Genomic DNA, 4,680 nt, shown 5'->3' with positions numbered 1-4,680 from the left:
CGACCACACCCCGAGCACCACCGGTGACGACAACCTTCGGACGCGTGCCGGTACTCTGCACCTTGAGAGTGCCTTCCGTGACGGACGATCTTGACTCTAGACAAGCCAGATCATCCCAGATCAGAAGGCACTTTCGCGTTCCCGGACTCCATCACCGGCAGCCCTTACTGAAGGCGCGAGGCTAGCGTGGCGGCCACAGTACGAATACGAGATCGAAACGTTGAGGCCCGACGTATCAGCCGTCGGTGTCGTTGACGGGCGCTGCGTCGGTTGGCGTCCGGATCTGCCGAGAAGAGTGCATCAGATACTTTCACACCACGGCACTTACACCCTCATTTTTTCCACGGTGCCCGGCCATTCGGCATATTTTAAATTCATAAAGTAAAGCGGCCAACCATAGGCTGGCTGGGCGTCAGCCGGTGACCAGCCCGACCGAGATTCCGACCGCGCCGAATGCCGTTATCGTCATTCCTTGACCGGCGTTGCTTGGCTGTTAGCATCCATGATTGCCCATGTGCTGTTTCGCGTCCCGAGTGCCCGCCGGTAGTCGGCGACTGCGGCCGCATGGGTGGCGCGTGCCTCGACCGGGCTCCCCGACCACGTCAACGCGACGGCGAGATTGTTGCGGGTCACCGCCGTCGCGGGATGTGTCTCGCCGAATCGGCCAACCCTGGTTGCCAGGATCGTTCGAAGGGCGTCGACCGCTTCATCCTGTTGACCAACTCGCAGTAACAGCAGGGAGCGGTTCGACAGAGCGGTCAGTGCCTCGTCGGTGTCGTGCCATTCGGGCGGAACGTCGGCGACCACTTCTGTGTAAAGGCCGAGCGCATCGTCATACCGGCCGTCCTCTGCGAGCATGTCGGCGATGTTCAAGCGCGCAGCGGTTCGGATCCTCGAGGATTCGATGTTGTCGCGAGTTGGCCTGTACAACCGACACTCGAGGTAGATCCCCAAAGCGGCATTTCTGTCGCCCTTCGCCCGCAAGATCGCGGCCAGTTCCAGCAAGCCGTCCATGACATGCGGATGAGTTGGCCCGAACATCGCTTGCAGGATGCCGATGTTCGTTTCGCGCAGTGACTGCGCGGCGTCGACTTCGTCGCATTCATAGAGTGCTCGGGCCAGGTCGTCGGCCACCGACACCGCGGTGGCGCTGTGGTCGCCTAGCACCCGGCGAGCGTCTTCTTCGGCGTCGAGGAGGTAGATCAAGGCTTCGCTGTAGTCGCCGCGTTTCAATAGGTAGGAGCCTAGCCGGGCTCGTAAACGAATCGCGGGGCCCGACCTGATGCCTAATCCTCGCGCATGCCGCAAAACCTCGATCATGTGCGGCATCAACTGAGCCAGCCAGTCGCGTTCCGAGCGATCGCGTACACCCGAGCTGGTTGCCGCATCCAGGAGGCCCAAGGCTGCTTCAGCCCACCTGCCGGCCGTCCAGGACGCGCTGAGGTCACGCCACCGCCCGCGCAGGGCTGACGCCACATAGTGGCCAAGGTTTGGCCAGGGACTGCGGGACTCGATGTCGCCGCGGACTATGTCGGCGACGAGTTGATGCAGCCGCAGGCCGCCGGCGCTCGAGCCACTGAGTAACGAGCCGCGCAGCGCCACGGCGATGCTCGCGTTCCGGGTGTCGTCGTCGGCGAGTGCTCGACCGAGGCGATACGGCAGCCATGGGTGTCCGTATTCGAGAAGCTCGCGAGGGATGGGTGCGGGCGAAAGGAAGGAAAGCAGCCGGATGAGCTGAACGGCCGCGAGGTCGATCCGTCCCACGGCATGCAGAGCCAGCGAGAAGGTGGTCACCACCGCGCTGCCGCGCTCGGACATGGCGAGCCGCTTGTCGCGTTCGATGCCGCGTATGAGCGCGGCTCGTCGATGCAGATATTTTGCCCGGTACGCGGCCAGCGTCGTACCGGTCATCTTGCAGTAGGTGGCAATGTGGCCGAGCGCGAGTGGCAGACCTCCGACGGCGGCGGCCAAGTCCTGGGCCTCCTCGGCGGCGCCTGGCTCCACCTGGGTTTGCAGATAGTCGGCGGCACTGTCCACCGAGAACGGTTCGACGAACAGCGGGACGGCAAGACGTTCGAAGTTCGGATCTCGTGAGGTCAGGATGACGCGGCCGGTCGGATTGTGCGGCAGCAGTCCGTCAACCGCCTGCGGGCTGCCGGCGTTGTCGTAGATGAGGACCCAATCGCCGTCGTTCGACAACTTAGCGATGACATCTTTGGCCGCGACCTCTTGATCGCTGCGTTGGATGCCGAGGCTCTCGGCGAGCTCGGCCAGCGCCGCGACCACCGACAGCCGATCGATGGCTGGTATCCATCGGATCAGTTCGGTGGTAGGCCGGTAGTGCTCGGCCAGCCGGATCGCGAGCTGCGATTTGCCTACCCCGGGAAGGCCGACCAGCGCCACGGCTTCATGATCGTCGTCGAGTAGTTTGATCGCCTTGCTCTCGAACGCTTCTCGCGACACATACCGCCTGTCTAGGGTCGGTACGTGCCGGCTGGCCGCAGCGTCCGCGGGGCGGGCAACGCCACCGGATGCTTCCTTACCTAAAACGTTGTCAACCACGATTGAGATCGCGGCTACGGCGAGCATGCCCCATGAGATCGGCGCCAGCCACGGGGGAAGTACGGCAGAGGCGCTGTTGGTCGCCAGCGGGAGGACTATCAGGGCACCCACTGCGACGGCGGCTGCGCGCCACCTGGCTGACGCGTTCATGGCTCGTCCCAGCGCGCGACGCGTTCGACGACCCGCGCGCGTATCTGTCGCATGACCTCGATTTGTTGGTATTCCCTGCTTGCGAGCTTGTCGTAGGCGGTTGGTCCTGCCGCGAGCCGTGACAGCATGGGGGCGGTGCGGAAGCCAATCAGGAGCACGACAAGCGCCCAGGCGATCGTGTTGACGTAAATGTTCCGCGCACGAAGATTTGCGAAAGCTTCATTGATATCAAGGGGCCCGATTGTCCGCTGGCTCGCGCGGTACTCTTGGACTCGGGCCGTAATTTCGATTTCCGCGGCCTCTGAGTACGCCTGTTTTGCATCGGCCAGCGACTTCTTAAGGGATGTCACTTTGGCCGCGTCAGCGGCCGCTTGCGGAGTATTGCGGTCCTGTTCTAGCGTCTGCTCGTGTGCACGCAGATCGGCAGTGATCTGAGGAATTTTGTTCGGCACCGCCAGAAGACGGTCAGCACAAACCGGCGATGAGCTAATGGGTGCTGCGGCTTCCGGCGGTTGATTACATCCTCGCAAATCCGACTCGTACTTGATCATGTCTTCTATGCGGCTGTTGTAGATCTCGTCCAGGATAGGCCCGTCGAAGACGCGGATCGCAATCGAGTTGCCGAGGATCAGACTGATCACGAGATCGACAAGGAGAATTGGTAACAGCGTGGTAAGGCGCCACACCCGGCGTCCCGTCAGCGGTATCGCCCGCAACGCCCACCGGTCGACCGCGAGCAAGAAACCGGCGACCGTCACTGCCAGCACGATGGGAAGTCCCGTGGGAACTTCTTTGAACACCGTTTGAATTGCCACGACGATGGCGATCAGGTTGACCAGCGTTCCCATTGCGAGGATGACGCCGAGGGATGTGAATCTTTGGCGGTCCTGGGGTGCGCGCTTGAGCACCGCCTCGTCGATGCCGGCGAGGGACCGCATGAGGCGGCCGGCACGAGAGGTCCTGACGGAAGATGTCGATCTCTCGATGGTGATCACCTCGTGAGCTGGTGCGGGCAATGGGGCGAGGTGCAACATACCCACGACGAGACCGTCCGCGTAACTGGCGGAGACCCTCCTTCACATGGTCACGCCCGCACGCAGCGCCGCTCGTTTCAAGGCCTTGAGCCGTTCAGCTGTAGCGAGCGCGACAGTCGGCCTGGGAGCAGCGGCTGCAGCCTCGTGACTTCCGCCGCACTGAACCGCAATCTAAGGCAAGATCACGTGCACTGTTTTGGCCGCCGATAATGTGCATCCCCCGGGCGCGCGGGCACGACCAACTGCTCTGGCGTGCAGGGCGGCGCAATGTTCAGGTCAGGCGTGACGTGGTGTCCGTTGAGCTGTGGTCGTCGGGCGGGGAGCCGGCGGGCGATTGCGGGTACGGCACCCGCCAGCTGGTTAAGGGTACGAGAGGCCGGGTGAGAGCCCGTTGACGGCAATGTTGTTCTTCGCGATCTGACCAGCCGCGAACGGCCGCGTTTGCCGCGTGAGTGCCAGGTTTTCGATGGCAGTGGCTGCGCGACCCAGACGCGTTCATCGCGGTCGAATCCGCCGGTCTCGCCAACCTCGTGCATCACGCTCAGGCAGTCGATCACCACGACCCCGTCCACGGGCGCGTACGGACCGCTTTCATCGAGTGGTTCCTCGATCACCTACATCCGGACGGGCAGCACATCCTGCGTCCCAGCCGCCCAGGCGAAACCCTGTTCCGTCCCGACGGCCCAGACGATCTCCGCCAGTGCCGTGCACTGGTAATCATGCGCGGCGCTGCCCACCAAGCTCCAAATGCTGCGTCGACTGCAATTAGCCGCCACGCGGCCACGAGCGCGAAGCCGGCCTCTGGGCACGCCACCGCCAAACCACCCACCCAGAGTGCCGGGGCCTTGCCCCTTGATCTTGGACACTTGAACCATGGATCTTGATGGTCCTGGTGGATCAGGAGTCTGGAACAGATGGCGAACAAGCACTACCC

2 protein-coding genes are annotated in these 4,680 nt (G+C 63.2%); both read right to left on the bottom strand.

The window, feature by feature from the left end; translation table 11 throughout:
• Positions 1-465 precede the first annotated feature (465 nt).
• The gene (locus AB0E90_RS51400) at positions 466-2,589 is read right to left on the bottom strand and encodes a tetratricopeptide repeat protein (protein ID WP_360421145.1); all 2,124 of its coding nucleotides are present in this window, start codon (positions 2,587-2,589) and stop codon (positions 466-468) included.
• Between the two features lie 119 nt (positions 2,590-2,708).
• Positions 2,709-3,707: a DUF4407 domain-containing protein gene (locus AB0E90_RS51395; RefSeq protein ID WP_360421143.1), complete on the bottom strand. Its 999-nt coding sequence runs from the start codon at positions 3,705-3,707 to the stop codon at positions 2,709-2,711.
• Positions 3,708-4,680 lie beyond the last annotated feature (973 nt).

Origin of the sequence: Actinoplanes sp. NPDC026619, from assembly GCF_040638295.1 — a bacterium.
Classification (GTDB): domain Bacteria; phylum Actinomycetota; class Actinomycetes; order Mycobacteriales; family Micromonosporaceae; genus Actinoplanes.
The sequence above is the reverse complement of the archived record's forward strand: the minus strand, read 5'-3'. Positions and strand labels throughout refer to the sequence as shown.